The 21,962-nt window shown below is 71.4% G+C and carries 23 protein-coding genes; 8 read left to right on the top strand and 15 right to left on the bottom strand.

Annotation, left to right across the window (positions count from 1 at the left end; genetic code table 11):
- Window positions 1-90: 90 nt before the first annotated feature.
- Genes ACFV3I_RS02150 through ACFV3I_RS02160 form a run of 3 tightly spaced genes read right to left on the bottom strand, consistent with a single transcriptional unit; the run spans window position 91 to window position 3,289 of the window.
- A complete protein-coding gene (locus ACFV3I_RS02150; protein WP_378822260.1) occupies window positions 91-1,926 on the bottom strand; it encodes a YhgE/Pip family protein in 1,836 nt (611 codons plus the stop codon).
- The gene (locus tag ACFV3I_RS02155; protein ID WP_378822261.1) at window positions 1,923-2,666 is read right to left on the bottom strand and encodes a hypothetical protein; all 744 of its coding nucleotides are present in this window, start codon (window positions 2,664-2,666) and stop codon (window positions 1,923-1,925) included. Before ACFV3I_RS02155 ends, ACFV3I_RS02150 begins: the two co-directional genes overlap by 4 nt.
- Entirely contained in the window at window positions 2,663-3,289 is a 627-nt protein-coding gene (locus ACFV3I_RS02160) for a TetR/AcrR family transcriptional regulator (protein WP_136029645.1), read from the bottom strand. Before ACFV3I_RS02160 ends, ACFV3I_RS02155 begins: the two co-directional genes overlap by 4 nt.
- Before the next feature lie 256 nt (window positions 3,290-3,545).
- On the opposite strand from ACFV3I_RS02160, the gene ACFV3I_RS02165 reads away from it, so the two are divergent.
- The gene (locus ACFV3I_RS02165; RefSeq protein WP_378822262.1) at window positions 3,546-4,205 is read left to right on the top strand and encodes a GntR family transcriptional regulator; all 660 of its coding nucleotides are present in this window, start codon (window positions 3,546-3,548) and stop codon (window positions 4,203-4,205) included.
- 49 nt (window positions 4,206-4,254) lie between these two features.
- Here the strand turns inward: ACFV3I_RS02165 and argG are convergent, their stop codons facing one another.
- On the bottom strand, window positions 4,255-5,700 hold the full coding sequence (gene argG, locus ACFV3I_RS02170; RefSeq protein ID WP_206252100.1) for an argininosuccinate synthase: 1,446 nt from the start codon (window positions 5,698-5,700) through the stop codon (window positions 4,255-4,257).
- Between the two features lie 209 nt (window positions 5,701-5,909).
- On the opposite strand from argG, the gene ACFV3I_RS02175 reads away from it, so the two are divergent.
- On the top strand, window positions 5,910-6,617 hold the full coding sequence (locus ACFV3I_RS02175) for a ZIP family metal transporter (protein WP_136029639.1): 708 nt from the start codon (window positions 5,910-5,912) through the stop codon (window positions 6,615-6,617).
- Window positions 6,618-6,624: 7 nt separating this feature from the next.
- Here ACFV3I_RS02175 and ACFV3I_RS02180 read toward each other — a convergent pair whose 3' ends face one another.
- A complete protein-coding gene (locus ACFV3I_RS02180; RefSeq protein WP_136029637.1) occupies window positions 6,625-7,032 on the bottom strand; it encodes a pyridoxamine 5'-phosphate oxidase family protein in 408 nt (135 codons plus the stop codon).
- A 104-nt stretch (window positions 7,033-7,136) separates the two neighbouring features.
- Entirely contained in the window at window positions 7,137-7,835 is a 699-nt protein-coding gene (locus tag ACFV3I_RS02185) for a phosphotransferase family protein (protein ID WP_168443185.1), read from the bottom strand.
- Window positions 7,836-7,974: 139 nt separating this feature from the next.
- Here ACFV3I_RS02185 and ACFV3I_RS02190 point away from each other — a divergent pair, with 139 nt between their 5' ends.
- From ACFV3I_RS02190 to ACFV3I_RS02200, 3 genes are all read left to right on the top strand, one after another.
- Window positions 7,975-8,943, top strand: coding sequence for an alpha/beta hydrolase (locus ACFV3I_RS02190; RefSeq protein ID WP_136037462.1), 969 nt, complete (start codon window positions 7,975-7,977; stop codon window positions 8,941-8,943).
- A 115-nt stretch (window positions 8,944-9,058) separates the two neighbouring features.
- On the top strand, window positions 9,059-10,054 hold the full coding sequence (locus ACFV3I_RS02195; RefSeq protein WP_240745457.1) for a hypothetical protein: 996 nt from the start codon (window positions 9,059-9,061) through the stop codon (window positions 10,052-10,054).
- A 50-nt stretch (window positions 10,055-10,104) separates the two neighbouring features.
- Window positions 10,105-11,205, top strand: coding sequence for an AAA family ATPase (locus tag ACFV3I_RS02200; RefSeq protein WP_378822264.1), 1,101 nt, complete (start codon window positions 10,105-10,107; stop codon window positions 11,203-11,205).
- A 19-nt stretch (window positions 11,206-11,224) separates the two neighbouring features.
- Here ACFV3I_RS02200 and ACFV3I_RS02205 read toward each other — a convergent pair whose 3' ends face one another.
- From ACFV3I_RS02205 to ACFV3I_RS02240, 8 genes are all read right to left on the bottom strand, one after another.
- Complete coding sequence (locus ACFV3I_RS02205) at window positions 11,225-12,325, bottom strand: hypothetical protein (RefSeq protein ID WP_136037459.1); 1,101 nt, start codon at window positions 12,323-12,325, stop codon at window positions 11,225-11,227.
- A complete protein-coding gene (locus tag ACFV3I_RS02210; protein ID WP_378822267.1) occupies window positions 12,319-13,074 on the bottom strand; it encodes a hypothetical protein in 756 nt (251 codons plus the stop codon). The genes ACFV3I_RS02205 and ACFV3I_RS02210 overlap by 7 nt, the downstream gene beginning before the upstream one ends.
- On the bottom strand, window positions 13,071-14,141 hold the full coding sequence (locus ACFV3I_RS02215; RefSeq protein ID WP_378822268.1) for a VWA domain-containing protein: 1,071 nt from the start codon (window positions 14,139-14,141) through the stop codon (window positions 13,071-13,073). The genes ACFV3I_RS02210 and ACFV3I_RS02215 overlap by 4 nt, the downstream gene beginning before the upstream one ends.
- Window positions 14,138-15,124, bottom strand: coding sequence for a VWA domain-containing protein (locus ACFV3I_RS02220; RefSeq protein WP_378822270.1), 987 nt, complete (start codon window positions 15,122-15,124; stop codon window positions 14,138-14,140). The genes ACFV3I_RS02215 and ACFV3I_RS02220 overlap by 4 nt, the downstream gene beginning before the upstream one ends.
- Window positions 15,115-15,600, bottom strand: a complete 486-nt coding sequence (locus tag ACFV3I_RS02225) for a hypothetical protein (protein ID WP_136045857.1) — start codon at window positions 15,598-15,600, stop codon at window positions 15,115-15,117. The genes ACFV3I_RS02220 and ACFV3I_RS02225 overlap by 10 nt, the downstream gene beginning before the upstream one ends.
- A complete protein-coding gene (locus ACFV3I_RS02230; RefSeq protein WP_136030824.1) occupies window positions 15,587-16,474 on the bottom strand; it encodes a DUF58 domain-containing protein in 888 nt (295 codons plus the stop codon). Before ACFV3I_RS02230 ends, ACFV3I_RS02225 begins: the two co-directional genes overlap by 14 nt.
- A gap of 9 nt (window positions 16,475-16,483) precedes the next feature.
- Complete coding sequence (locus tag ACFV3I_RS02235; protein ID WP_205812810.1) at window positions 16,484-17,590, bottom strand: MoxR family ATPase; 1,107 nt, start codon at window positions 17,588-17,590, stop codon at window positions 16,484-16,486.
- A gap of 125 nt (window positions 17,591-17,715) precedes the next feature.
- A complete protein-coding gene (locus ACFV3I_RS02240) occupies window positions 17,716-18,645 on the bottom strand; it encodes a DMT family transporter (protein WP_378822271.1) in 930 nt (309 codons plus the stop codon).
- Between the two features lie 214 nt (window positions 18,646-18,859).
- On the opposite strand from ACFV3I_RS02240, the gene ACFV3I_RS02245 reads away from it, so the two are divergent.
- The 3 genes from ACFV3I_RS02245 to ACFV3I_RS02255 all read left to right on the top strand — a co-directional run bounded on the left by ACFV3I_RS02245 (window position 18,860) and on the right by ACFV3I_RS02255 (window position 21,185).
- A complete protein-coding gene (locus tag ACFV3I_RS02245) occupies window positions 18,860-20,287 on the top strand; it encodes an FAD-dependent oxidoreductase (protein WP_378803134.1) in 1,428 nt (475 codons plus the stop codon).
- A gap of 257 nt (window positions 20,288-20,544) precedes the next feature.
- Entirely contained in the window at window positions 20,545-20,811 is a 267-nt protein-coding gene (locus ACFV3I_RS02250; RefSeq protein WP_136037453.1) for a hypothetical protein, read from the top strand.
- Window positions 20,808-21,185 (top strand): type II toxin-antitoxin system VapC family toxin, encoded by a 378-nt coding sequence (locus tag ACFV3I_RS02255; RefSeq protein WP_168443183.1) that lies wholly within the window; start codon window positions 20,808-20,810, stop codon window positions 21,183-21,185. Before ACFV3I_RS02250 ends, ACFV3I_RS02255 begins: the two co-directional genes overlap by 4 nt.
- Window positions 21,186-21,193: 8 nt before the next feature.
- Here ACFV3I_RS02255 and ACFV3I_RS02260 read toward each other — a convergent pair whose 3' ends face one another.
- A complete protein-coding gene (locus ACFV3I_RS02260) occupies window positions 21,194-21,889 on the bottom strand; it encodes a Pr6Pr family membrane protein (protein WP_378822273.1) in 696 nt (231 codons plus the stop codon).
- Between the last annotated feature and the right edge of the window lie 73 nt (window positions 21,890-21,962).

Raw genomic sequence — 21,962 nt, forward strand, 5'->3', positions numbered from 1 at the left:
CACCGAGCCCCGGTGCGCGTTTCAGGGCCGCGCTCTCGCATCCTAGCCCGCCCGCGCTCGCCGCGGCACGTCCCGCGACGAGCGACCGCGTCAGCCGATCAGGCTGGGCTGCAGATCGCGCAGCGTGCGGCGATGCGTCATGCGCGTCACCCCGATCGCCGCGAGCACGAGGGCACCGACGAGCCACAGCCCGAGCACGGCCAGATCCCATCCGGCGCGGGCGTAGTCGCCGCCGTACATCAGCTGCCGCATCGCGTCGACCACGTAGCCGAGCGGCAGCACGTGGTGCAGTGCGGCGAGCGGGGTGGGCAGCGTCTGCCAGGGGAACGTGCCGCCCGCGGTGACCAGTTGCAGCACCATGAGCACGAGGCCGAGGAACTGTCCGACCGAGCCCAGCCAGACGTTCAGCGCCAGGATGATCGCCGCGAACGTGGCAGAAGCGAACATCAACACCCCGAGCGTGCCGAGGGGGTGGTCGAACGTGAAGCCGAGCGTGAGCGCCAGGATGCCCATGAGCCCGAGCATCTGCACGGCGCCGAGCATGGCGGGTGTGAGCCAGCCGGCGAGCGTGATGCGCACGGGGGAGTGCAGGGCGGTGACGGCGCGGCGCGAGATGGGCTTCACGATGAGGAACAGCGCGTAGATGCCGATCCAGGCCGACAGTGCTGCGAAGAAGGGGGCCAGTCCGGCGCCGTAGTCCTCCGCGGACGCCACCTTGTCGCTCGACACCTTCACGGGGTCGGCGATGGTGTCGGCCTGCTGGCTGCGAAGCTCCGGGGTGGACTCCGGGATCTGCTGCACCCCGTCGGCGAGGCCGTCGCGGAGTTCGACGGTGCCGGACGAGAGGGTGGCGAGACCGTCGCGCAGCTGGGCGGCGCCGGCGTTCGCTGAGGCGGCGCCGGTCGCGACCGTCCCCGCGCCGCTCGCGAGGTCCGTGGCACCGGAGGCGAGGGCGGCGGCGCCGGCCGCGAGCTGGTCGACCTTGCCGACCGCGGCCTGCACCTGCGCGTTGCCCTCCTCCAGGCGGGTGCCGAGCGGGTCGAGCCGCGCCAGCACCCGGTCGATCTCCTCGGGGGTGAGGCCCTGGTCGGCGAGGGCGGTGGCGATGTCGGAGCGCACCTGCGGCAGGGCGGCGGTGGCCTCCTGCACGGCGGCGCCCGCACGGTCGGCCACGTCGGCGAGCTGGCGGTTGCCCGCGCTGACCTGCTGCGCGCCGTTCGCGAGGGTCTGGGCGCCGCTCGCGAGCTGCGCCGTGCCGTCGGCGAGCTGGGCGGTGCCGTCGGCGAGGGCGGAGCTGCCCGACGCGGCGGTTCCTGCGCCGTCGGCGAGCTGGCTCGCGCCGTCGGTCGCCGACACGAGGCTGTCGCGGATGTCGCTCAGCCCGGTGAGCAGCCGTTCGGCGGCCTCGCTGCCGACCATCTCGGCGACGGAGCTGCGGATCTTCTCGACCGCCTGCGTGCCCATGGAGGAGGCGAGGTAGTTGTTGGCGTCGTTGGTCTCCAGCTCGATGCGCGCCTGGTGCGGGTCGGTGCCCGCGGCCGAGGTGAGGGCGGCGGAGAAGTCCGACGGGATGGTGACGGTGAAGTCGACCGTGCCGTGGCGCAGTGCGTCGGCGGCCTCGTCGGCGGTCATCCGCTGCCAGTCGAACGCGTTGCCGTCGAGGAGGTTCTCGGCCACCTCCTCGCCGTAGTTCACGGTCTCGCCGGTCGCGGACTCCGTGCCCGTCGTGGGGGCGGGGGCGCCCTCGTCGTCGACCACGAGGGCCACGGGCACCTCGGGGAACTTTGCGTACGGGTCCTGGTTGGCCCACAGGTACAGGCCGCCGTAGAGGATGGGCACGCAGACCAGGGCGACCAGGGCGAGGATGCCCATCCGGCTGGCGGTGAGACGCCGGAGCTCGGCGGCGATCATGGACGGGACCTTCATCGCGCGTCTCCTCTCTCTTCGGCCTCGGGTTCGGGTGCGGGTTCGGGTGCTGGCTCGGGTTCGGGTGCGGGCTCGGGTGCGGGTACCGGCTCGGGTGCGGCGAGGACCAGCGGCTCGACGGGGCCTGAGGCGTTGACGGCGTCGAGCTCGTGCATGCGCTCGAGGGCCACGGCGGCCGAGCCCCCGACGATCACGAGCATCGCGTAGCCGCGGTCGGCGAACTCGCCCGCGATGCGCCACCAGCCGTCCGGGCTTCCGCCGTGGCGGTCGGGGGCGACGAGCACGATGCCCTCCACACCGCGCCGCAGGACTGCGAGCTCGCACAGCAGGCGCACGCGCGCGGCAGGGTCGATGTTCCCGATGGGGACCGACGCGAGCTCCTCGAACCCGAGTCGCGCGAGCCAGCGCCGCGCGTGCAGCGGGGTGGCACCCGCCCCGGCGAACATCAGCTCCTCGCCCACGACCCCCGCGAGCGTGATGTCGGGGTGGGGGTCGCTGACATCGGGGGCGTCGACGAGGGCGACGCGGTGGCGCAGGTCTTTGGCGTCGCTCGCCCCGTCGATGCTCACCCGCCCGCTGTCGGGGCGCATGCGCCCGCTCGCGATGAGGCCGAGCACGGTGGGCCGTTGCTCGGTCTCGGCGAGGGCGTAGCGCACGGCCCCCGTGTGGAACTCCAGACTCGTGACCGGGAGCGCCTGGCCGTTGCGGCCCTTGCTCACCTCGTGCAGGGCGATTCTCATGCGCGGACCTCCTGCCCGGTCGCGGCGAGCTCCGGGTGGTCGGAGAGCAGCTCGTCGACCTCACGCCACGACAGCCCGGCGATGCTCAGGACCGCGCGCACGGCGAGGTCGCCCGTGGCGGGGTCGGCGGCCTCGGTGCGCGAGACGACGGTGCGGGCGATCTCTTCGATGAGCCGCGCCAGCGTCGGTCCGCTCAGGTCGGTGCGGAAGCTGCCGGCGTCTTGCCCCGACCGCACCAGGGCCGCCAGGGTGTCGCGAAGCGGGGAGAGCGCCGCGGCCGTGTGGGTGACGTGCGCCTCGTCGAGGGCGAGGGCCGCGGCGACCTGCACGTGCACGGCCTCCCGCCACAGCAGGGAGGCGAGGCGGGCGAGGGCGACGCGGGGGTCGGCGTCGTCGACCGAGGCGGCGATGGCGTTGAAGCGCTGCGCGCCGCTGGAGACGAGTTCGCGGATCAGTGCCTCGCGGTCGTCGAAGTGGCCGTAGAGCGTGCGGCGCGACAGGCCGGCGCTACGGGCGATGGCGTCGATCGAGGCGTGCGGGTCCAGGGCGAGGGCGGCGCGGGCGGCGGCGAGGATGCCGGCGCGGTTCTCCACGGCGTCGCGGCGGGGGGCACGGGTGGTCATGCATCCAGGATACTTTTCATGCACAAGGTTGTGCAAGATAGTATCTCGGATACTGGTCGCTACCGCCGCGCTGACATGTCGGTCCTTCCCATTTCAACTGTGTTATGTTACGCGTTGCGCTCGGGCGCGGATTCAGGGGGGCCCTGTGGATCGGAGCGAATCCGACGGCAGCGGTGTCCGAGGAGGCGGGGGGAACCGCCATGACGGAGAGGGGTGCGGTGTGCCTGGGATGGACAGTCCGCTGGAGCGGCGGACGATGAGCGACGACGTGTACGACCGATTGCGCGAAGCGATCGTGACGGGCGAGCTGCGACCGGGGGAGCGGCTGCGGGATCACGAGCTCGCCGACGCTCTCGGGACCTCGAAGACGCCCGTGCGGCATGCGCTCGACCGCCTTGCCGAGCTGGGCCTCGTGGACATGCAGCGCAATCGCTTCACCCGGGTCGCTCCGATCGACCTCGACGACGTGCGCGACGCGATCGCCCTGTTCGGCGACGTCTGGATCGGCTCGGTGCGATACGCCACCCCGCTCATGGGCGACGACGACGTGACCTATCTGTCGGAGCTGCTGGAGGACATGACATCCGCCGTGGATGCGTCCGACGTCGCCGCGTTCAGCGCCGCCCTGCGCACGATCGCGGTGGCGTACGCGCGCATCGAGGGAAACGCCACGCGCTCGAACGTGATCGAGTTCCTCGGCCCGCAGATCCGTCGCTTCAGCGCGCAGGCGAGGGGTGACTTCGACTTCGCGGCACTCCGCTCGGCCACCGCCGGGATCGGTCTCGCCATGACGCAGCGCGACGCGGTCGGCACGCGCGCCGCTCTCATCACCCTGTTCGACACCGTGCTCCCTGCGGTCATCGACCGCGCCGAGGAGCGCAGCCGCCACGTGGACGTGCCGCCGGCCGACGTTTGACACGACGAAGGGGCGCTCCGCGTGGAGCGCCCCTTCGCCGTGACCGTGCTCAGTCGGTGCCGGAGTCGAAGGCCGCGCGCTCCGATGCCGTGTCCACCGCGTCGGCCAGCGTCTCGTCGGCCTCGGAGACCGAACCCTCGACGGCGCCCGTGATCTCGGCGGACTCGCCCGCGGTCACGCGACCGACGAGCTCGCCCGTGGCGCCGCCGACGAGGCCGAGTCCCGCGTACTGCTCGAGGCGTGCGCGCGAGTCGGCGATGTCGAGGTTGCGCATCGTGAGCTGACCGATGCGGTCGACCGGACCGAACGCGGCGTCGCCGACGCGCTCCATCGACAGCTTCTCCGGGCCGTACGAGAGGTTCGGCGACACCGTGTCGAGGATCGTCCAGTCGTCGCCGCGGCGCAGGCGGATCGTGACCGTGCCGGAGATCGTCGAGCCGACCCAGCGCTGGATGGACTCGCGCAGCATGAGCGACTGCGGCTCGAGCCAGCGGCCCTCGTACATGAGGCGGCCGAGGCGGCGGCCCTGCTCGTGGTAGGTCGCGAGGGTGTCCTCGTTGAGGATGCCGTTGACCAGGCGCTCGTACGCGATGAAGAGCAGCGCCATGGCCGGGGCCTCGTAGATGCCGCGCGACTTCGCCTCGATGATGCGGTTCTCGATCTGGTCGCTCATGCCCAGGCCGTGACGTCCGCCGATCGCGTTCGCCTCCACCACGAGCGCCACCGGGTCGGCGAACTCGACGCCGTTGATCGCGACGGGACGGCCGCCCTCGAACGTGACCGACACGTCCTCGGACTCGATCGCGACGGACGGGTCCCAGAACTTCACGCCCATGATCGGGTCGACGGTCTCCAGCGACACGTCCAGGTGCTCCAGCGTCTTCGCCTCGTGCGTCGCGCCCCAGATGTTCGCGTCGGTCGAGTACGCCTTCTCGGCGGAGTCGCGGTACGGGAAGTCGTGGGCGACGAGCCAGTCGCTCATCTCCTTGCGGCCGCCGAGCTCGGTCACGAAGTCGGCGTCGAGCCACGGCTTGTAGATGCGCAGACGCGGGTTGGCCAGCAGGCCGTAGCGGTAGAACCGCTCGATGTCGTTGCCCTTGTAGGTGGAGCCGTCGCCCCAGATGTCGACGCCGTCCTCGCGCATCGCGCGCACCAGGAGCGTGCCCGTCACGGCGCGGCCCAGGGGCGTGGTGTTGAAGTAGGTCTTGCCGCCGGAGCGGATGTGGAACGCGCCGCACGACAGCGCGACGAAGCCCTCCTCGACCAGCGCGGTCTTGCAGTCGATCAGCCGGGAGGCCTCGGCGCCGTACTCCAGCGCGCGGCCGGGGATCGATGCGATGTCGTCTTCGTCGTACTGCCCCAGGTCGCCCGTGTAGGTGAACGGCACCGCACCCTTGTCGCGCATCCAGGCGACGGCGACGGAGGTGTCGAGTCCTCCGGAGAAGGCGATGCCGACGCGCTCGCCGACGGGCAGGGACTGGAGGACCTTGGACATGCCTTCCAGTCTATCGGCGGGCGGCGTGTCGCCTTTCCGTGCGTCAGATCAGGCGTACCTGCACACCGAGTGCCGCCCGCCAGTCCCAGCGCCCGCCCGCGGGTGGCGTCGAGCGCATCGCCGTGCGCCGGGTTCTGGTCGTGGACGGCCACGCCGGGGCTTGGCGTCCGAAGTCGTCTTCCCGTGCCAGAGTGGGGCCGGAGGTGCGTATGGGTGGAGCGATCCTGTGGGGAGCCGTCGCCGCGGCGCCGCTGTTCGTCGGTGCGGTCCTGGCCCTGCTGCGCACCTGGCCGCCGCGCTGGCTCGGCATCGTGCTCGGCTTCGGCGCGGGAGCCCTCATGGCCTCCATCGCGTTCGAGCTGTGGGAGGAGGGGCTGGACCGCGGCGGACCGCTCCCCCTCGTGGCCGGTGTCGCGCTCGGCGCCCTCAGCTACTACGTCGCCGCCCGCATCCTCGATGCCCGCGCCGCCCGCACGAAGGGGCAGGCCGGGGGCGGGCAGCTCGCCGTCGGCGCTCTGCTGGACGGCATCCCCGAGCAGCTCGTGCTCGGCATCGGTCTGGCCTCGGGGGAGCCGGTGAGCATCGCGCTCGTGGTCGCCATCCTGGTGTCGAACCTGCCGGAGTCGATCGGGTCTGCCGCCGACCTGCTCGACGGCGGGATGGCGAAGTCGCGCGTGCTGCTGCTGTGGCTGGGGGTCGCGGTGGCGTGCGCCGCCGCCACGGTCGCCGGGTTCGCCCTCGCCAGTGTGACCGGCGATGTCTTCCGCTCCGGGGCGAGCGGCTTCGCGGCCGGCGCGCTGCTGGTCATGCTCGTCGACTCGATGGTGCCCGAGGCGCAGTCCAAGGCCAAGGAGTCGACGGGGCTCGCGACCGTGCTCGGCTTCGCGCTCGCCGCGGGGCTCGCCTTCGCGTCCTGACGCGGGGTCAGACCTTCGGGGTGCGGCTGTCGCGCTGCACGCTGCGGCCCGACATCGTCTCGATGTGCAGCAGCAGGGCCAGGTCGCGGTCCTCTCCGGCCCACGGGTGCACGCGGGCCGAGATGCCGGCCGCATCCTCCTCGGGCGCGCGCGACAGGGTGCCGTGCATCAGCACGCTCCACGCCGTGGCGCCCAGCGGGTCGTGATAGTCCACCTCGAACGCGACCGCCGCCGGCACCGTCGTCACGGCGGCCAGCAGCCCCTCCGCCGAGGTGCGCAACAGGATGTCGCGGCCGGACAGGGCGTAATTGACCGGGTGGATGTGCACGCGGCCGTCGTGCAGGAAGCCGATGCGGCCGACCGTGGTGGTGGTCAGCAGTTCGTAGGACTGATCGGGCTCGAGCTCTCGGATCATGCGGATGCTCCCTCCGTCTGGCGCCAGTGTAGCCAGCGGCCGGTGGATGTTCGAGGGCCCATCGCCCGGACCGGACGAGGCTCCTTCGTTCGGCCCGGCTTCGTTCAGCCCGGCCAGGCGCGCAACTCGGCCGTGAGCTGCGCGAAGTACTCGGGTGGACCGGCCCCGGCGAACCACAGCCAGAGCTCCGCGGCATGGATCGGGAACCACGCCCGCACCGCCGCGGGGTCGGCGCCGTACCCCTCGATCAGCGCATCGGCCGAGCGGGGATCCTTGCGCGCGGCGCCCCATGCCGCGCGGGACAGCTCGCGCACCGGATCGCCCGCGTGCGCGGCCTCCCAGTCCACGACACCGGTGATGCGGCCGTCCGCCGCGAGCACGTTGCCGTCGGTCCAGTCCCCGTGGCAGAAGACGACGCCGGCCGAGGGCGGGATCGCCAGGGGAAGGGCAGGACCGTCGGCGGCGCGGTACCGGGCGATGATCGCGGCGTCGTCGGGCGCGGGCGGCAGGTCCTCCGGGGCGACGAGGTCGTGCAGCCGCCGGAGGAGGACGGCCGACGCCCGCAGTGCGGCGAGCCGCGTGTCCGCATCACCCTCGTCCAGCCGGGCGCCGGGCAGCTCGGTCATCAGGATCACCCCGGCGCGCTCCTCCACGACCTGTGGCACCGGCAGCCCCGAATCCGCGAGGGCACGCAGCGCGCGCACCTCGGTGTCGTGACGCGCCGGGTCGGACAACCGCTTCTCGACCAGCCGGCGCCCGTCGCGCTCGACCAGCCGCACCGTCCCGACCGCACCCTGCCGCATCCCGCCATCCTCGCAGCACCCCGACGGACGGCGGAGTGATCGGCCCGTATCCGCCGCAGGTGGCGGGTTACCCTCGGGTGCGGCCCGCACGATCCTGGGGGCATGCCACCTCGTCGGTGGCGAGGACAAAGGAGTTCTGATGACCGACACGCTCGCCCGTCCCCCGTTCGACCCCGAGCTGGAGGCGGCCCTCGCCCTGGTCGGCGACCAACTGCCCCCCACGCTCACCGCCGACATGATCCCGCTCCTGCGCGAGAGCCCCGTCAGCGGCGAGGACGAGATCTTCTCGGTGCTCTCGGAGCGCGGCTTCACCTGGCGCGACGAGTCGATCACCGGCCACGACGACGGAGAGATCGTGGTGTCGGTGATCGAGAAGCAGGGCCGCACCGGCACCGGGCCCGGCTTCTTCCACACCCACGGCGGCGGCATGATCATCGGGAACCGCTGGCTCGGCGTGGTCGGCTTCCTGGACTGGGCCGAGCGTTACAACGGCGTCATCGTGACCGTCGAGTACCGGCTGGCCCCCGAGTTCCCGGATCCCTACCCGGTGGAGGACTGCTACGCGGGGCTGCGCTGGGCTGCCGACCACGCGGACGAGCTCGGCATCGACCCGACCCGCCTGCTGATCGGCGGAGGCAGCGCCGGCGGAGGCCTGGCGGCCGGCACGGCGCTCCTCGCCCGAGACCGGCGCGGCCCCGAGCTGATCGGGCAGCTGCTGATCTACCCGATGCTCGACGACCGCGACGCCACCGTCTCGACGCGGCAGATCGACGGCATCGGGGTGTGGGACCGCGGCTCCAACCTCACCGGATGGACGGCGCTCCTGGGTGACCGCCGGGGCGGCGACGACGTCTCGATCTACGCGGCACCGGCCAGGGCCACCGACCTCAGCGGTCTCCCGCCCGCGTTCATCGACTGCGGCAGCGCGGAGGTCTTCCGCGACGAGGACGTCGCCTACGCCACGAAGCTCTGGGAAGCGGGCGTGCACGCCGAGCTGCACGTCTGGGCCGGGGGCTTCCACGGCTTCGACATGTTCGCCCCGCACGCCGCCGTCGCGCAGGCCATGCTGGCCGCCCGCGACAACTGGGTGAACCGCCTGCTCGCCTGAGCCCCTGCTCGACCCGCTCCCGTCGCCCGTTCCGTCGCCCGCCAGCGCCGGGAGCGAGGAGACGGCGACGGGAGCGGCCGCAGTAGGGTGGAACCCCCGCGCGATGGAGCCCGACATGCAAGATCTGCTGGGGCGGATCACCGCCCTCGATCCCGATGCCAGCGAGACTCTGAAGGTCGTGACGTACTTCGACGCGCTGGTCTCCCGCTCCGTCGGCGTGGAGAGCATGCTCAGGGGTGCGGCCGTGCTCAGCGGCGCGACGGTCGGCCAGAGGGATGGTGCGCAGGTCGTGCGCGTCCGCGCCGACGGCGTCCGCATCGATCCCGTCGTGCTGCCCTCGACCTGGCCGATGCGCGAGAGCGGCCCGGACGCCGTGGTCTGGATCGAGCGGGAGGGTGAGCCGCGCACGAACGACGCGATGATCCTGGAACGCCTCGCTCTCGCGCTCGGCATCATCCGCGCTCGGCGACGGGTCGGCGAGGACGGCGCCGTCGAGCTCGCCATCAGCTCCTACGCGGCCGTCGACGAGCGGGCGGCGGTGCTGCCCCGACTGCGTCTCGCCCCGGGAGCACTGCGGGTGGTGGCGTCGCCGCCCGATCCGTCGCCGTCGCCCGCGCACCCGTCGGCGATCGTCGCCACTCGCCACGGCCTCACGCGCGCGACGATTCTCCCCGCCGACGTCGAGCCGGCGTCCGCATGGGAGGCCTCCGGGGCGGTGCGGCTCGGTGCGGGCACGGTCGCGCGTGCAGAGAACCTGCCTTCGTCCTGGTCGGCGGCGCTCGTGGCCGTCCGGCTGACCAGCGATGAGCGACCGTTCGTCGACGCGACCGACCTGGGCGCCCTGCTCCTGGTCGCGCAGACCGCGGACGGCGATTCCCGGCATCCCGACGTGGTGGCCCTCAGCCGCATCGACGCCCGCAATCGCGAACTGCTCGATGCGGTCGTGGACGAGCACAGCGTGCGCGCCGCTGCCGTGCGTCTGGGACGGCATCACTCGAGCGTGCAGGAGCGGCTCACGGCACTGATCGAGACCCTGGGCTACGACCCCCGTACTCCGCTCGGGCAGGCTCGATACGTGGCGGCGCGAATGCTGCTCGCCCTCGGGGACTGAGGTCACTCGAAATATTCGTATTCTGCAATAAAGATCAATAAAGATGTAGATTGCCCAGGTGCAGCCCGCGTTCAACCCTTTCCGACCCGGAGCCGGGCGGTCTCATCATGTACGGCCTCCGCGGAGTGGGAAAAACCGTCCTCCTCAATGAGTTACAGCAGCTGGTCGGCCGCGCCGGATGGGTGACGGTCCAGCTCGAAGCCAGGCCGGGTCAGTCCGGGCGGCTGGCCGTTCGTCAATCGCTCGGACGAGGCATCGCCATGGCAGGACGGCAGATGGCTCGATTCCGTTCCGCCGTCGAGGAGGTCAAGACGGCGATCTCGACGATCTCGGCGTTCTCGTTCACCGTCGCGGGCGTGTCGATGAACCTCGGCGTGGACCGCTCCGACCATCGTGCGAACTCCGGGCTCCTCGAAGTCGATCTCGAAGAACTCGTGGCCGACCTGGCTGAGCCGCTGAGGAAGAACAACAGTGCGTTGGCGATCTTCGTCGACGAGATGCAGGACCTGGATGTCGATCTGCTGACGGCGCTCCTCGCCGTTCAGCATCGCGCAGTGCAGTCGGATTGGCCTTTCTTCATCATCGGAGCGGGACTGTCGACGCTTCGCCGCACGCTCGCGGAGGCCCGCTCCTACGCGGAGCGGTTCACGATCCGCGAGGTCGGGGCGCTGCCGGACGAAGAAGCGAGAGCCGCGGTCAGAAACCCAGCGACGGCGCTGGGAGCGAAGATCTCCGATGATGCGTTGGAGGCGATCCTCGGCGAGGCGCAGGGGTACCCGTTCTTCCTTCAGACGTTCGGGAAAGCCGTCTGGGACATCGCCCCCGATCGGAACATCGATCGTGAGATCGCCGTCGCGGGAATCGCCGAAGGCAACGCCGATCTCGATCAGAGCTTCTTCCCGGCTCGGTGGGATCGCACGACTCCCGGTGAGCGGCAGTACTTGCGCGCGATGGTGGACGTGGGAGGGGGAGACATGGCGAGCACGTCGGCGATCGCGGAGCAGCTCGGAACCGCGGCGACGTCCTTGAGTCCCGTTCGGCAGTCTCTCATCGAGAAGGGGATCATCTATGCCGAACGTCGGGGGTACGTCAGCTTCACGGTGCCCAACATGGACAGGTTCATCCGGCGCCAGGCGGACGTCGACGAGTAGGCAGCGCGACTGACTGAGGTCACTCGAAGCCGGGGTAGTCCTGCAGCTTCTCCTGGAACTCGGCACGGTCTGCCTCGCTCAGCACGGCGCTCGCGATCACCACGAGCTGCAGGCCCTCCAGTGGCTCGCCGGTGCGGGCGCTCTGCGCCTCCCGCGAGGTGCGGAAACCGCCGTCGACGTCGTTCGACAGGTCGTAGATGTTGGCGTAGAACCGCAGCGGATCCGGGTAGTTCTCGGTGTAGTACTCCCAGGTGGTCTGCGTGCGCGGGTCGTCGCTGCCGTAGAGCTTCGCGATCATCGACGGGTCGATGCCCGAGTTCGCCGGGTCGTTGAACGCGTACAGATCCCACAGCCCGTGGTCGAGCACGACCTCGTTCACCACCCGCATGACCTCGAGCTTGCGGTCGTAGTCCTGCACCGGCTCGTTCGTCGCCCACGCGGCCGTCGTGAACTCGTACAGCATCGACTCGCCGCCGTAGCCGTTGCGCTCAGGCCGCAGGTCTTCCGCGCCCACCGGCGTCCACGTGTAGCCGAACTCGTCCGTGAGCCGGGCGCGCACATCCGCGAACAGCTCGTCGGCCGTGGCCCGCACCTCCTCCAGCGACTGCTGCGACAGCGCCTGCTGGGGGTCGGTGCCCTTGATGCCCGGATACCCCTCCGCGTGCCGCTGCTCCGCGGTCTTCACGCCCTCGTAGTCGCCCGAGGCGGACGTGCGCAGGGCGCTCAGCGCGCCGACGGTCGCCACGTTCAGCAGCACCGTCACCACCAGGGCGATCGCGCCGAGCCGTCGTGCACCCGGGGAGAACAGCGCCGCGACCACGACGCCGAGCACCACCAGCTGCAGGGTGAGGAACGTGACCCCGTACAGCAGGTCGGTGCCGCCGGCGGCCAGCACCCCGAGCAGGGTCAGGGAGAACAGGATCGCCGCGACGAGGGCGATCCAGCCGAACGCGGAGCCCGGGGTGCGCTTCTCGTCGACCGGTGCCGCGGGCAGCGGCGGAGGTGTGAGGTCGGGCTGCCGCCGCTTGGCCCCCGCATACCCGCCGGGGGGAGGGACGGGCGGCGCACCCTCGGCCCCGCCCACGTAGCGGGCGCGCTGACGCTCGTTGTCGCTCACCATGGCTTGTCCGTTCCCGAGCCGCCCGGATCGTCGCCCTGCTGCTGGTCGCGCTCCTGCGTGCCCTGGTTGAGCTTGTCCTGGAGGTCTTGCAGCTTGTCGTCGGACGGCTGTGGCTGCTCCTCCTGCTCCTGCTCCTCGGGCTCCTGCGGCTGCTGCTCCTGTTCCTGCTCCTGCTGCTTCTGCTTGAGCCGGTCCTCCGCGCCGTCGAGGGTGTCGGACATGTCGCGCTGAGGGTCGGGCGACTGCTGCTGCGCCTCCTCGCTGCGGCACTCCTCCGGCGTCTCCACCGTGAGCGTGAGGGCCTCGTCGTAGAGCTCCGCGGCCGCGGCACCGTCGCCGTCCGCCCTGGCCGCATCGCCCATCCGCTCCACGACCAGCGCGAGGTTGATGCGCACCGCGCACACCTCCAGTCCGGTGGCGAGGTCGAGCGCCCGCTCCAGCTCCGCTCTGGCCGCCGGCAGCTCCTCCGCACCGGCGAGGGCGGTGCCGATGTTGTACGGCGCCTTGTACGGCTCGAACCAGTTCAGGAACTCCTGGCCGTGGGCGGCGGACTCCGACCCGGCGAAGTCGTCGACCACGTACGACGTGATCGACTGGTGCGCGAACGCGTACATGCTCAGGATCTTGCCCACCACGAGCAGTGCGGCGAGAGTGAGCGGCAGCGTGCCGATGGCCACCCAGCGGCGGATGCGGCGGCGGCGTCGGTGGGACCGCAGCAGCGCGGCAGCCGTGTCGTCGTGCGCGGTCATGCGCCGCCTCCGTCTCTCGCGGGTGCGGGGTCGACGGAGTCGCGGCGGCGGGCGGGTGCGAGTCCCCGAAGCCGCGCGATGAGCGTGGTCGCCCGCAGCAGCTCGACCCCGAGGAGCGCGAGCAGCACGAGCGCCGCGATCCAGTACAGCTCTGTGACGTTGCCGACCTCGCCCGATTCGGCGTAGCTGGTCGTCGTCGACGGCGCCTCCGGCAGCACGGGCTCGGTGTCGGCGGTGCGGTGCTGGTACTCCACGCCCAGCTGCTCGGCCACGGTCTGCAGGTTCTGCTCGTCGATCACCGACAGCGCGTCCGAGCCCTCGTACTGGATGTACTCGCCCTCGCCGCCGCTCACGCCACCGCTCGTCACCCGCATCGGACCGCCCTCCGCGGTGCCGTAGCCGAACACCGCCCCCGCATCCGTGTACTTCGCGCTCTTGTCGAACGACTCGGGCGTGGTGCCCGTGGTCTGCTCGCCGTCGCCGAGGTAGAACACCATGCGCGACCGGTCCGGCGAGGCCTCGGCGGCGGAGCGCAGCGTGTCCTCCAGCAGCCCGGCGGCGACCCCGATCGAGCTGCCGCGCGACTGGCTGGTGACCTCGGGGCGCAGCACGTCGAGCGAACCGATCAGCGCGGTGGTGTCGGTGGTCAGCGGCATCCGCAGCTGGGCGGACGCGTCGGAGGTGATCAGGGCGAACCGTGCCCCCGGGTACTGGCCCACCAGCTCGCGCACGTCGGCGCGCACCCCGTCGAGCCGCGGAGAGCCCTCGTCCCAGTCCTCCGCGACGATGCTGGCGGTGGTGTCGACCACCAGCACGACGTCGGTGTCGGTCGCGAGGGTCTGGGTCGCGCCGCCGGGGATGCCAGGGCGCAGCAGCATCGCGAAGCACGCGAGCACCATCAGCAGTCGCAGGGCCCACAGCGAGCGGTGCGCGGCGATCGCACGGCGGTCGGTCACGCGCTCGCCGCCGGCCCGGGGTGCGCGCACCAGCATCCACACCGCGGCGGCGGCCACGGCACCGCACAGCAGCACCACGAGGATCAGGGGGAGGACGGGCTGGAAGATCACAGTCGCACCCTCCACGCCAGCAGCACGAAGCCGAGCGCCACGACCGACAGCACCGCGATCCACAGGTTCGGGGCGTCGGTCCACACCACCTGCGCCTCACCGCGCAGCGCCGTCGCGTCCTGCTCCTGCACCTGGTCGACGATGTCCGACACGGTCGTGGTGTCGCGCAGACCGAAGGCCGCGCCGCCGGTGGCCTCGGCGGCGGCGGTCAGCTCGGCGCTCACCGCGGCGTCCTTGCCCTCGACCGGGTTGATCGCGAAAACCCGCACGCTGTTCGACGCGGCGTACGCCGCCGCCTCCTGCAGCGTCACGATCGAGGCGCCGTTCACCTCGTTGTCCGTCGCGAAGATCACCGACCGCGACCGGTCGTCGTCGGGATGGTCGAAGCCCATCGCGCACGCCGCCAGGCCGTCGCCGATCAGCGAGGCGCCGTCGCCGTTGAGGGTCCCGACCCAGTGCTCGGGGATGCGGTCGACGTAGTCGAAGCTCGACACCATGCTCGTCAGGTGCTCGCGGATGAAGTCGTAGTCGTCGGTCAGGGGGAAGATCTGCACGGGAGAGCTGTTGAAGATCGTCAGCCCGATGCGCTCGCCCTCGAAGCCGTCCAGCAGCTCCTCGAACACCGACAGCACCTCGACGTCGACCTCGCTCATCGACCCCGACACGTCGAGGCACAGCATGATGTCGCGGCTGCTGTTGACCGGCTGGATGGTCTGCGCGGCCATGGGTCGCGCGGCCACCACGCCGGCCACGAGCGCCGCGACCGCGCCGAGCGCTAGGATCCCCGACAGCGCCAGCACCCGCCGTGACAGCGCCTGGCGGAACGACGGCAGCGTGCGCAGCCGTTCGGCTCGCGCGACCCGCGCGGTGTCACCGGCCGCACGACCGCCCCGCCGCCGCAACCCCAGCACGAGCCCGACCGCGACCGCCACGACCACGACGGCCGCGGCGAGGATCAGCATCCACACGTTCGCTAGTGCCATGCGCGCACCACCGTCCTGGCGGCCGCGGCCCCCGCCACGGGGTCGATCGCCGGACCCTGCCGGAAGATGCTCGGGTAGTAGTGCCGGCCCATCGCGTCGATCAGGGCCGGGTTCACGCCACGGGCGACCAGGTCGTCGAGCGCGAGCACGGGCGCCTCCAGGCCGCTGTACTCGTTCACGAACGCGCGCACCACGCGGCTGAGCTCGAGGTTGGCCTGCCGCGCCGACAGCCGGCGCCCGAGGTAGTCGTTCTCCACGGCCTGGATGCGGTCGAGGTACTCCGTGCGCAGCACCGACAGCACGTCGAGCGTCGAGGGCGTCGCGCCCGTGGCGGCCGGGGCCGGGGTGCGCGGGGGTCGCGTGAGCACGATCAGCAGCCACGCGCCGAGCACCAGCAGCGCCAGGATGCCGAGCGCGAGCAGCATCCAGCCCCAGCCGTACTGCGCCGGCGGGTAGAGCTCGTCAGAGCCGGGCATTCGACCTCCGGTTCAGCAGCCGCAGCAGCTGCGGCACGGCGTCGTCCTGTCCGTCGAGCGCGGCGTGGCTGATCTCCATGCGGGTGAGGAGGTCGGCGAGGCGGGCGGCGTCGGCGTCGCGCTGCGCCGTGAGCTCCTGCACGATGCCGCGGTCGCCCTGCACGAAGTCGGGCACCTGCCACCGGCTGTCCACGTCGACGCGCAGCCGCCCGGTGCGGTGGTCGAGCACGGGGTCGGCGTCGCGCAGCGTGAGCCACAGCACGTCGTGCTGCACGCGCAGCCTCCGCAGCAGTCGCTCGGTCTCGGAGGTGACCGGAGCCTCGTCGGTGAGCACGACCACGATCATGCGGCGGGCGACGGTGCGGGTGACGAACGACAGCAGCGCGTCGCGGTCGCTCGGGGCCGCCGCGTCGTCCACCGCGCGATCGAGTGTGCGCAGGGCGTGCTCGAGGGCGCCCTCGCTGCGACCGGGAGCCAGGCGGCGCACCCTGGACGCATCGCCGTAGACCACGGTGAAGTCGTCGCCGTGGCGCAGCGTGAGCACGCCGAGGGCCCCGGTGGCCAGGATCGCGAGCTCCTTCTTCGAGCGCTCGTCGGCGGCCAGGGCGGCCATCGAGCGACCGGTGTCCACCACGAACATCACGGTGTGCATGCGCGTGGCCCGCGACCGCTTCACCAGTGGCGTGCCCAGCCGGGCGGTCGCGCGCCAGTCGATGTCGCGCACCTGATCGCCGTACTCGTACTTGCGCAGGTCCTCGAAGTCGAGGCTCCGTCCGTGCAGCAGCGACGCGTAGGCGCCGTCGAGCGCGTGCAGGGACTTGCGCGACGAGTGGATGAAGAGCTTGCTCTTCACCTGGGTGATCAGGCTGGCCATGGCGGTGCGTCAGGGCGTGGGGACCGAGGCGAAGATCTGGTCGATGATCTCCTCGCTGCGGATGCCCTCGGCGTCGGCCTCGAACGTCAGCAGCACGCGGTGGCGCAGCACGAGGTGCCGGAGGGCGCGGATGTCCTCCGGCAGCACGTGCGCGCGTCCGTTCAGGAGGGCGAGGGCCCGCGACGCCTGCAGGAACGCGATGCTCGCGCGGGGGCTGGCGCCGTACTTGATGTAGCGGGCGCGCTCCTCGCCGATGTACGGCGCCGGATTCCGGGTGACGTAGGCGAGCGAAACGATGTAGTTGCGGATCGCGGGGTCGACGTAGATGCGGCTCGCGACGTCTTGCAGCAGGTGCACGTCGTCGAGCGTGACGGCGCTGGACACGTGCCGGTCGGGGTCGAGCACGCCGGAGTCGATGCGGCTGAGGATCTCGAACTCGTCGGCGGGGCTCGGGTACTCGACGATCTCCTTCAGCAGGAACCGGTCCATCTGCGCCTCGGGCAGCTCGTAGGTGCCCTCCTGCTCGATGGGGTTCTGCGTCGCGATCACGAGGAACGGCTTCGGCAGCGGGTGGATCTCGCCGCCGATCGTGGTCTGGTGCTCCTGCATCGCCTCGAGCATCGCGCTCTGGGTCTTGGCGCTGGAGCGGTTGATCTCGTCGAGCAGCACGAAGTTGGCGTGCACGGGGCCGAGCACGGTGCGGAACGTGCCGGTCGCGGCGTCGTAGATCTGGTTGCCCGTGATGTCGCTGGGCAGCAGGTCGGGCGTGCACTGGATGCGCTTGAACTGCGCCTTCACGGTGTCGGCCAGGGTGCTCGCGGCGGTGGTCTTCGCGAGACCCGGCACGCTCTCCAGCAGGATGTGGCCGCCCGCGATGAGCGAGACGAGCAGGCTGGTGCGCAGACGCTCCTGGCCGACCATCTTCGCCGAGTACGCGTCGGAGATGGTCTTCAGCACGCCGGTGGCGCGGGCCATCTCGGCCTCGGTGGGTGCGGGCTTCTCGCCGGGCGCGGGCGTCGGAGCCGGGGTGGCGGCGGGCGAGGTCGCGGCGGAGGGAGCGGGCGGGGGCGGGGGTGCGGAGATCGTCGGCGGAGTCTGCGCGTCGGGCTCGGTCATCGGTCGGTTCGTCTCCCTCGTTCACACGCGGGACCACGTCGTGCCCCTCCGCCGACCAGCGTAATCGCAACGACGGGACGCGCGCCCGCCGAACAGGGCGGCGTCGGCCTCGGGGAACCCGCGGATCAGCGGGCGCGGCGCCAGCGCAGGCGCGTGATGAGCACCCCGAGCAGGCACAGGGCGCCACCGACGAACATGAGCGGCATCGGCACCTCGCCCAGGATCATCCACGACATCAGGATCGCGAGCGCCGGGACGACGTAGGTCGTGGCGGAGGTCTTGCCCGCGGTACTGCGCTGCAGCACGTACGCCCAGGTGGTGAATGCGATCGCCGTGGGGAACACGCCCAGGTACACCACCCACAGGGTCGCGTCGAGGGGCGCGGACTGCACGTCGGCCACGAGCGGACCGATCCACGGCAGCAGGGCGACCGTGCCCGCGGCCGCGCCGAGCCACGTGAGCGTGGTCGCGTCGGCACCCCCGCTCAGCAGGTGCTTCTGCAACAGCGTGCATCCGGCGTACATGACCGCGGCCAGCAGAGCGAGCAGGAGCCCGGTGATGTCCGGACCGGTGCTGCTCGTGGAGTTCATGCCGATCAGCACCACGCCGAGGAACGCGATGGGTGCGCCGATGATCAGCGGGCGAGGGAAGCCCTCCCGCAGGAACAGTCCGCTGAACACCACCACCATGAGCGGAGCCAGATTGACCACCATCGCCGCCGTCCCCGCGTCGAGCGTGCGCTCCGCACTGTTCAGGGCCAGGTTGTACACGCAGAACCAGCCGACGCCCCACAGCACGATGAGCAGCCACTGCCGCCGGTCGGGGAGGCGGATGCCGTGGCGGAGCGCGATCACCGTCAGCGCGAGCGTGCCGACGGCCATGCGCAGCAGCGCGAGTGCACCGGGGTCGTAGTGCGGGCCCGCTCCGCGGATGCCGATGAACGCCGAGGCCCAGAGCACCACCGTGACCACGGCGGCGAGGAGGACGAGCACGCCCTGACGGCGGTCGGGCGCGCGCTGCTCGACCGTGGGCTCTGGCGCGGGGGTGTGCGGCACCGTCCGATCCTCCCACCGGCCTCCGACAGCGGGCGATCCTCGGGAGCGACAGCCGTCGTCGCTTTCCCGCCAGGCCGCCGGTGGGGCACTGCTAACGTCGAAGAGCAGCCACTGTCCGGGCAGGTCGAGCGTTCCGCTCCCCCCGGAGAAGGACTGTCCTCCTCACCCGGATACGGCTGCGCCCGATACATGACGACGAGTGTGAGGACCATACGTGACGAACAGTGAACGAGTAGCGATCATCGGTGCCGGCCCCTCGGGGATGGCACAGCTGCGGGCCTTCGAGTCCGCGGCCCGTGCGGGGGCGGACATCCCCGACCTGGTCTGCTTCGAGAAGCAGGCCGACTGGGGCGGCCAGTGGAACTACACCTGGCGCACCGGACTGGACGAGTTCGGCGAGCCCGTGCACTCCAGCATGTACCGCAACCTGTGGTCGAACGGCCCGAAGGAGGCGCTGGAGTTCGCCGACTACACCTTCGACGAGCACTTCGGCCGTCCGATCTCGTCGTATCCGCCGCGCCCCGTGCTGTGGGACTACATCGCCGGACGCCTCGCGAAGACGCGGGTGCGCGACCTGATCCGCTTCCAGACCGCCGTGCGCTGGGTGGAGTTCGACGAGGAGCGCGAGGTGTTCACGCTCACCAGCGAGCACCTGCCCACCGGAGCGACGACCACGGAGGAGTTCGACCGCGTGGTGGTGGCCAGCGGGCACTTCTCCTTCCCGAACGTGCCGCACGTCGACGGCATCGAGACCTTCCCCGGATCGATCTCGCACGCGCACGACTTCCGCGGTGCCGAAGCGCTGGCCGGCCGCGACGTGCTCGTGATCGGGTCGAGCTACTCCGCCGAGGACATCGGCAGCCAGGCGTTCAAGATGGGCGCCCGCTCCGTCACCGCCAGCTACCGCTCCGCGCCGATGGGGTACGACTGGCCGGAGGGCTTCGAGGAGCGTCCGGTCGTGCAACGGTTCGACGGCAGCGTGGCGCATTTCGCCGACGGCACCTCCACGCGCGTGGATGCGGTGATCCTCTGCACCGGCTACCTGCACCGGTACCCCTTCCTCCCGGGCGACCTCGCACTGTCGTCGCCCAACAACGTCTACCCGGACGGGCTCTACCGCGGTGTGCTGTGGCAGCAGAACCCGCGGCTGGCGTACCTGGGCGCGCAGGACCAGTGGTTCACGTTCAACATGTTCGACGCGCAGGCGTGGTTCGTGCGCGACGTGATCCTCGGTCGCATCGAGCTCCCCGACGAGGCGGAGCGGGCGGCCTCGATCGCGCAGTGGCGGGAGCGCTTCGACCGGATCGACTCGGCGGCGACCGAGATCCGCTTCCAGGCGGACTACATCCGTGACCTCCTGGAGTGCACCGACTATCCGGCGTTCGACCTCGACCGCGTCGTCGAGATCTTCCTGGCGTGGAAGCGCGACAAGAAGGCGGACATCATGGGGTACCGCGACCGCGTGTACGCCTCGGTCATGACGGGCACCCTCGCCGCCGTGCATCACACGCCCTGGCTGGAGGAGCTCGACGACTCGCTCGACCGCTACCTCGACGTGGACCCGGATGCCCGTGGTGCGGCGCTGCTCACCGGCGACCCGGCGGCGGACGACGACGAGCGCGAGGCGCTGCTGCCCGCCTGATCGGATTCGTCGGGGTGCTCTCGCGACGATCAGCCCCCTGGGCGGCGCGAGAGCACCTCGTCGGGTGCCGTCCTTGGCGGGGTAAAGGGCGGAGCCCGACGCCACCGTCCGCTGCACCCAACGGTTCGGTGGCGACAGGGGTAGCGTGACACCGGGTCACGCGCTCCACAAGATCAGCGGCGGGCGATCACCCGGGTGATGTCCGCTTTCGTCGACGTCGGTGTTACACCGCAGACTGCTGGTGTTACACTTGACGCATGCCGACCAAGCACCCGCGGACCAACATCACGCACACGCCGCAGGTCGCCCGCGCCCTTGACGTGGCACGACGGCGGTGGCCGGAGGAGGAGCGCGACAGTGCCCTGATCCTCCTCCTTCTCGAGGAGGGCGCCCGCGCTGTCGAAGAGCACGCGGATGAGCGTGATGCCCGGCGGGCGCAGCGACTCCGTTCTCTCGCCGGACGGTACTCGGGTGTCTACGGCGACGATTACCTGGAGCGCGTCCGCGAAGGCTGGGACGAGTGATCGTCGTCGACGCGGGTGTGCTCATCGGTCTGCTCGACGACCGCGACGCGCACCACCGGGCGGCACTGGAGATGCTCGAGCGCACGCCGCCGCCGTACCTGGTGCATCCGCTCACGCTCGCCGAAGTGCTGGTCGGGCCGGCCAGGGTCGGTCGCGAGGCTCAGGCCTGGGACGACCTGAAAGAGATCGGCGTCGAGGTCGCGGCCCTCGGCCCTGACGAGCCGCTGGCTCTTGCACGGTTGCGCGCCGAGCACCGGTTGAAGATGCGGGACACGTGTGTGCTCGCCACGGCCGTGCATCACGGGTGCCGTCTCGCGACGTTCGACCGTCAGCTGGCCGCGGCCGCCGCGCGCAGCGGACGCGCGCTCGACTGACCGCGCCGTCACTGCGCGCGGACGACACCCCGTCGGCGGCCGACCCACACGACCAGTGCGGCGGTGGCGAGGATGATCGCGGCGATCAGCAGCACATACAGCGCCACGGTCCCGTAGCCGCCCGGCTGGTGCGGGTTGAGGAACGGGTAGGGGTACCACCAGTGCTCGCCCGTCCCCGGGGAGACCACGAGGTTCGCGCGCACCAGGGTGTACACGACCCAGACGATCGGGAAGACCGCCGCGACCGCGACGGCGCTCCACCGCAGTGCGCGTCGACGCGGGGCGACCAGCACGTCGAGCAGCATCAGCAGGGGGATCACGACGTGCAGCACCTCGTTCGACCACGCGACCGTGGCACCCTGCGGCAGGGCGATGCCGCGCAGGAGGGTGTTGTAGACGACGCCGGTCACGATCATGTAGCTGCTCGCGCACATCAGCAGGACCGCGAGCCAGCGCGGCTCGGGGTCGGTCGTGTCGCGGTGGCGCAGCGCCCACACGGCCCCGGCGGCGAGGGTGACCGCCGCGAGCACGTTCGACTCGATCGTGAAGAAGCTGAAGAAGTTCGCGATCACGGTGGGGAGGTGGCCGCCCCACGCGGTGTCGGCGTCGCGCGCGATCTCCAGCGTGCGCAGGAGCTGGGCGACGATGGCCGCCACGGCGAGAGCCGATGCTGCGAGCCGCGCGTAGGGCCACCACCGTGTCATACCGACCTCCGTCGCACACTGTAGCGGCACGGAATCCTGCCCACCGCCACCCGGTGTCCGTTGCGTACGACAG

The organism is Microbacterium sp. NPDC059771 (assembly GCF_042732495.1).
Lineage (GTDB): Bacteria > Actinomycetota > Actinomycetes > Actinomycetales > Microbacteriaceae > Microbacterium > Microbacterium sufflavum.